The sequence below is a fragment of the Bartonella sp. TS82HLJMH genome (assembly GCF_042193495.1).
Taxonomy (GTDB): Bacteria; Pseudomonadota; Alphaproteobacteria; order Rhizobiales; family Rhizobiaceae; genus Bartonella; species Bartonella grahamii.
The window spans coordinates 1-5,669 of record NZ_JBHILU010000030.1 but is presented as its reverse complement, the minus strand read 5'-3'; the positions used below and the strand labels follow the sequence as shown (position 1 = coordinate 5,669).

Here is a 5,669-nt window from a genome sequence, read left to right as displayed (position 1 = left end):
CGCCTTGAACAAATTGACAAAAATATATGGACGATACCAAAAGAAAACATGAAAGGTATTGTAGGGAAAGTTTCAGATTTTCGCGTGCCATTAAGTCGTGAAGCTTTGAAAGTAATTGAAAAATCTCTCCCTTTTGAGAAAAAAGGTTTTCTCTTTTCTGGTCTTACCGGCAAGCCAATTTCTGATGCAAGTATGGCAAAATATATGACAGTTTGCGGCTTAACTTATCGTCCCCATGGTTTTCGTTCAAGCTTACGGGATTGGATAGCAGAGACAACGTCAACACCGTTTGAAATTGCCGAAACTGTTCTTGCCCATTCAGTTGGGAGTTCAGTGACAAAAGCTTATATGCGAACGGATTTTTTAGAACAGCGACATGTTCTTTTAGAGCAGTGGGCGTCTTTTATATCAGGAGAGGCTTGACAGGATTATAACAATGTGTCTATTGTCGAATGAGGTGCTTGAAAAACACCTTAAAACAACTAGCGGATTGGTTGCCGAAATAACTGATCTTCCGCAATTTAAAAGCTTTGACTCATTGTATGCTAGACGCATATAATGGCTTTGTCGGGTGTGGTTATGCCATATAATACCCTTTACGGGGAAAGCATAACGACGGGCTAGTTGCCGTGTTTTTCAGCACCCGGCATTTTTATAAAAAGTGTCAATGAAAAACATCTAACAACTAGGAGTTCGCTATGAACACTCTTATAGAAATTACGGAACAAATCATTGATCAGGAAACTGTTCAAACCGTTAACGCGCGTGAGTTACATACGTTTTTAGACGTTAATATACGCTTCAACGATTGGATTTCACGACGGATTGAAGAATATTCTTTTCAAGAAAATCAAGACTTTGTGAGTTTTACTCAAAAAAGAGTAAAACCTAAAGGCGGTCGTCCAAGCATAGAATATCACCTCACCTTAGACATGGCGAAAGAACTTTCCATGGTTGAACGCAATGAGAAAGGACGTCAAGCACGCCGTTACTTTATTGAATGTGAAAAGAAACTGAGAACCCAAGCTGTTGATTATGATAATGATACATGCTTTGATGATTTTAACTATCTTCGCCAATATGTTTTGACAAATTATCCTAAAATCATGGGTATTATCTTTGGTCGTCTTTTAAAAATAGATGAAATCGAAAAAGAGCTTGATCATTACAAATCAGTTACAAAAGAAGCCAAGCGCGTTCTAGCAAGATCTGTTGTGAAAGCGGCTTAGTTTAAAACACGATTCATCTCCCCATTTCAAAAGTGGGGAGGGAGAAATCATTTTATTGGCAAATTCATCTTATCGAAAAATAACCGATGCCTTTTCTTGGCATTATCTATAAGCTTGTCAAATGAAATCACTTCTATATAAGCTTTATAATTCTCGTTATATCCAAAATACCCCATGTTATCACCTGTTATTCTTAAATTCGAGTTTTTGCAACATTTCCTTATACTATCAGTTAAATCACAGATAATATAACAATAACCAGGTATATCAAGAGAGTCTTTTATAGGACGACCATCGAATGTTTGTACTTTACCTTTTCTAATTTCGTCTAGATAATCAAACACTTGTTTAATAGGATCTGTTTTATCTCCCGATTGTGCATCATCTCTCATTGGGCGTTTAATTTCTATTATAAAAAGAGATGCCAATTTCATAGGCTCTTCGTCTGATATTAAAATAGGATTGTCGTATATAGGGGTGTCGTATACATTTAAGGCACATATATCAGGTCTTTTATCTTCTGTAGAACCTGTAATAGGCATTGCTTTCAATGAGATGTCAGAAGCTAAATAATCATGAAAAACTAACTTTTCATCTATTAACCATAAATTACAATTATCCATAGAAATGTCATTGGAATCACACTTCATTGGCATTATGAGTTTGTGAATAATATTTTCTTTAGCGTAGCCTTTATCGCTTTTCTTTAAAGCCTTTTCTAGAAGATCTAAGATAACTTTTCTGTGGCATAAGTAACCTATTAGATCAGAGCGATTAAGATCATTTACAGTTTCTACATATGCGCTAACTTTACTTAAGTATTCTTCATAATTTGCGTTTTGTTCAGCTTGCAAAATATCATGACCTTCTTTTAAAGCCTTTTCTTCTAATTTAGTAAGATGTTTATGAAGGAGAAGCTCTAAGCTTTGGTCAGAGCTTGAGGGAGACGCTATGTAGTCATTTTCAGTTAAATGTTTTAGAACTGTACGGTAACGTGGTGCTTTTTCAGCTACGAATTTTTCAATTATTTTCTTACTGTTTTGAATGTTTTGCTTTAATTCTTTATCTAAGTATTTTTGAATACTAGGGACTACAGCTTTCCGTATTTTATCAAATGATATCTCTACCTTCTCTAGTAACCCTTCAGTATTTTCTTGAATATCAAAGCCTATTCTTTCAGCACGTACTCTTTCATCCAAAAAAGGAGAGCTTACGTAGCAAGAGTAGATAAATTCACCTATATCATCTTGCAGTTTTGTATGAATACCAGGAACGTTATGAGATAATCCTTCTTTTGTGATAACTCTGTTGGCGGCACAAAAATATAAAGCCTGGTTTTCTAAAGGTAAGGACCTAAATTTAAGATGCATAATAGAAAAGTTATACTTTTCTATTATTATTTTTTCATTAAAAACGGCTCCATGCATGCATTGTTCATATAGATCATTCAATAATATCTTTTCTGAGTCATCTTCAATAGTTATAGAGGGACAACTACCGGTTCTTGCAAAATACCAGAGACAATGTTCTAAGAGTGCTTTTGCAATAGATTGTAGCTTTTTAGGAATATGATTTTTATATTTTTGTTGTAGACCTGTTAACTCAACAACAGTTTCTCTCTTTGTACAATTATCTTGAAATTCGTGTAATGCTTTTATACCTTGAACAGCGTCGAATAAGAATTCACGCCCTTTTAATCCTCTATCTGTTTCATAAATACTCCGGATTTTTATATTATCAAAAGCTTTAAGCCATAAAAGTCGTCCTATACCATGGCAACCTTTTTTTATTTTATGATCTGAGTCTAAAGTTTCAAATGATTGAAAATTATAATCATTAAAGCCTGTACCATTATCGATTACTTTAAAACCTATAATTTGTGTTTTGTTTCGTTTTTCAGTATCTTTTTCAAGTGGTAGTGAAGCTTGCTTCGATCTTATGACTGAAACTATAATGTAGCGTGAGGAAAAATCATTTCCTATTTCTTCAATGGAATGAATAGAATTTACAACTGCTTCAAAAAGAGGCAGTAGAGCATGATTTTCTGGTAAAGATGTATTTCTTACGCGGCCACTTAAATTTGTTCTCATTATCCACTCTAATCTATAAAAGACAATCAATTGTGTCGTTTTACAAAGATTTGACTTCCTCTTCATCCTTAAAGGATTAAAATTTCGAAGCTGTTCATATCAAATACAGTTTATTAGAAGCTTTAAATTCATGAAACAATTAATTCAAAGATTAATTCTTTGAAATCCACTGTTTTAAATGGAAGAAGACATTGTCTATCGTCTCCATGAGACGAGCAAATTTAAGAATCCATTTTCTAAAGAATTTCGCGCGTCTCAGAGTATGTTTAGAGTCGGATATTTGGTTTTTGTGTAAAAATACTTACAAACGCATCCATAATACGTGAAAAATCAAGCGCTAATAAGAGTATAATGAGTACAATCCATTTCGTATAACGAGACATCACTTTTACACTTTTGTAGGTCATGATGATTTCTTGAAGTATTTCTTTTTCTGCTTCTGTAAGCTCTGTATCGTCTTGTGTTTTTTTTCTAGCCATGTTTCCACCCACACACGCGTTCACCTAGATTATTGTGCTTTAAGATCTCTCTTGCTAAGTTTGAACTGATGGCGTTCAGATCTTGCTTATCTAAATAAATTGGCAACCAGCCAACACAAGAAGAAGCATATTTATTTGTCGCGCAACCAATCAGAGAGAGCAGCACGCACATCAGCATCACTTTTTTGATTAACTTCATTTTCCACCTCCAGACGTGTTGTGGCTGCTTTTAAAGCTTTTTCTGTTTGCTTTTGTTGCTCTGCTTTTTTCCCAAGAGTAAAAGCTCTTGCTAAAATCATAAAAAAAGCGGCTAAAGCCGCACCTGTAACCATCAGATTTCTTTTCATCCATAAGATCATAGACGATGCTCCTGAAAGCGTTTAGCAACAAAGAAAATACCAGCACATGCGGCTAAAACCATAATGGTTGCTAAAGCCCATTGGATTGGTCCATTGCCTGCTAACAAACCACCAAGCCCAGAAAAAGAGCCAATAATCGGTGCAAGTGCTTCTGCTTTGAAAACCCCCGTTGGTGCTTGCGTTTCTACTGTTTGATAATTAGAAGAAACATAAGCCCCTTTTGCCCATAAGCCTGCCTCTGCTACACGCCGGTGTACAAGACCTTGTAAACGTTTTCCTCCCGCTTTGGTCCATTTCTGTAGCTCTGCAGGGACAGCTTCATATTCACCTTGATTGAGTTTTTTTAACAGTGTCGAGTTACAAAAGGCTCCTGTTCCTACATTATAGCAAAACGACACTAACGCCGCGAATTGTTCATCTGTTAATGAAACTGTAACAGCGCGTTCAACGACATTTTCAAATTGTCTTAAATCTTGGCAAAGAAGTTCTTCAGCTTGTTTTTCAGTGATTGCCATGCCTTTATGAACAAAAGGTTTTCCAGCATTGTTTGTATGTCCATAACCTATTGTCCACACCCCGATGGCATCTTTATAGGCATTCAAACGCAAGCCTTCCCATTGTTTAATCAGTGCTAGCCCTTGTTGTGATATTTTTCGCATATGTTTCTCCATAAAAAAGCCCCGCAAAAGCAGAGCTGGATTAAAAAATTGACATCTTTCCCATTTAAAAGGATGGCTTGTTAAAACCTATGTAGCTTTTTCATTGGAACAAAAGAATGTATTTGACATTATTTATTCTGTAGCATATAAACTACAAATGTTTATTGTTAAAAAAACACACTATTTTACAGAGTGGTTAGACTCGTTAAAAGACAAACAAGTGCAAAAGAAAATTGCTGCACGTATTTTCCGCCTTGAATATGGGCTTCTAGGAGACGTGAAATATTTCCGTGGCATTGGTGAACTAAAAATAAATTATGGACCAGGCCATAGGATTTATTTTGTAAAACAAGGGAAACAAATCATTTTGTTATTAAATGCTGGTGATAAATCCACACAACAAAAAGATATCGAAAAAGCCCTTCAATTAGTAAAGGAAATGAAACATGGAAATTACTAAATTTGATGTAAGTGAATATTTTAATACGCCTGAAGACTTTAAGATCTTATTAGATGATGCTTTAGAAACCAAAAATAGTGGCTATATTGCACATGTATTAGGTATTATTGCGCGTAAACAAGGAATGACAACTGTTTCTCAAGAGACAGGACTAAATCGCGAGTCTCTTTATCGTTCTTTAAGCGATAAAGGTGATCCACGACTTTCTACTTTTCTCAGTGTTTTGAGTGCTTTAAATTTGCAGATTAGTTTAGCGCCTATCCAAAATAATTGTAAGGAACAAGCGGCTTTAGAAGAAGCATCTTGACCACCTCCGTCTTGACAAATATTCGTTTATAAACGAATATACATCATGTTTGAAATACGTCACTACCTTACTTCTGATGGCAAAGA

At 35.2% G+C, this 5,669-nt stretch carries 8 protein-coding genes; 4 read left to right on the top strand and 4 right to left on the bottom strand.

Annotation, left to right across the window (positions count from 1 at the left end; genetic code table 11):
* Positions 1-423, top strand: a 423-nt coding sequence (locus tag ACFIKO_RS08540; protein WP_375673778.1) for a tyrosine-type recombinase/integrase, incomplete at its 5' end; no start/stop codon positions are given.
* A 275-nt stretch (positions 424-698) separates the two neighbouring features.
* Positions 699-1,229, top strand: a complete 531-nt coding sequence (locus ACFIKO_RS08535; protein WP_375650780.1) for an antA/AntB antirepressor family protein — start codon at positions 699-701, stop codon at positions 1,227-1,229.
* A gap of 47 nt (positions 1,230-1,276) precedes the next feature.
* On the opposite strand, the gene ACFIKO_RS08530 is transcribed toward ACFIKO_RS08535, so the two are convergent.
* From ACFIKO_RS08530 to ACFIKO_RS08515, 4 genes are all read right to left on the bottom strand, one after another.
* On the bottom strand, positions 1,277-3,319 hold the full coding sequence (locus ACFIKO_RS08530; protein WP_375673777.1) for a hypothetical protein: 2,043 nt from the start codon (positions 3,317-3,319) through the stop codon (positions 1,277-1,279).
* A gap of 266 nt (positions 3,320-3,585) precedes the next feature.
* Complete coding sequence (locus tag ACFIKO_RS08525) at positions 3,586-3,798, bottom strand: hypothetical protein (protein WP_375620805.1); 213 nt, start codon at positions 3,796-3,798, stop codon at positions 3,586-3,588.
* A gap of 131 nt (positions 3,799-3,929) precedes the next feature.
* Positions 3,930-4,157: a hypothetical protein gene (locus ACFIKO_RS08520; RefSeq protein ID WP_375673776.1), complete on the bottom strand. Its 228-nt coding sequence runs from the start codon at positions 4,155-4,157 to the stop codon at positions 3,930-3,932.
* Positions 4,154-4,816 (bottom strand): lysozyme, encoded by a 663-nt coding sequence (locus tag ACFIKO_RS08515; protein WP_375673775.1) that lies wholly within the window; start codon positions 4,814-4,816, stop codon positions 4,154-4,156. The genes ACFIKO_RS08520 and ACFIKO_RS08515 overlap by 4 nt, the downstream gene beginning before the upstream one ends.
* Before the next feature lie 157 nt (positions 4,817-4,973).
* On the opposite strand from ACFIKO_RS08515, the gene ACFIKO_RS08510 reads away from it, so the two are divergent.
* Together ACFIKO_RS08510 and ACFIKO_RS08505 are read left to right on the top strand one after the other, a co-directional pair.
* Positions 4,974-5,276, top strand: coding sequence for a type II toxin-antitoxin system RelE/ParE family toxin (locus ACFIKO_RS08510; protein ID WP_375673779.1), 303 nt, complete (start codon positions 4,974-4,976; stop codon positions 5,274-5,276).
* Positions 5,263-5,583: an addiction module antidote protein gene (locus ACFIKO_RS08505; RefSeq protein ID WP_317992657.1), complete on the top strand. Its 321-nt coding sequence runs from the start codon at positions 5,263-5,265 to the stop codon at positions 5,581-5,583. The genes ACFIKO_RS08510 and ACFIKO_RS08505 overlap by 14 nt, the downstream gene beginning before the upstream one ends.
* The last annotated feature ends 86 nt before the right edge of the window (positions 5,584-5,669 follow it).

Coding starts and splice junctions, on each gene's coding strand:
- ACFIKO_RS08510 (WP_375673779.1), top strand. CDS start 4,974: ATGTTTATTGTTAAAAAAACACACTATTTTACAGAGTGGTTAGACTCG.
- ACFIKO_RS08530 (WP_375673777.1), bottom strand. CDS start 3,319: ATGAGAACAAATTTAAGTGGCCGCGTAAGAAATACATCTTTACCAGAA.
- ACFIKO_RS08525 (WP_375620805.1), bottom strand. CDS start 3,798: ATGGCTAGAAAAAAAACACAAGACGATACAGAGCTTACAGAAGCAGAA.
- ACFIKO_RS08535 (WP_375650780.1), top strand. CDS start 699: ATGAACACTCTTATAGAAATTACGGAACAAATCATTGATCAGGAAACT.
- ACFIKO_RS08515 (WP_375673775.1), bottom strand. CDS start 4,816: ATGCGAAAAATATCACAACAAGGGCTAGCACTGATTAAACAATGGGAA.
- ACFIKO_RS08505 (WP_317992657.1), top strand. CDS start 5,263: ATGGAAATTACTAAATTTGATGTAAGTGAATATTTTAATACGCCTGAA.
- ACFIKO_RS08520 (WP_375673776.1), bottom strand. CDS start 4,157: ATGATCTTATGGATGAAAAGAAATCTGATGGTTACAGGTGCGGCTTTA.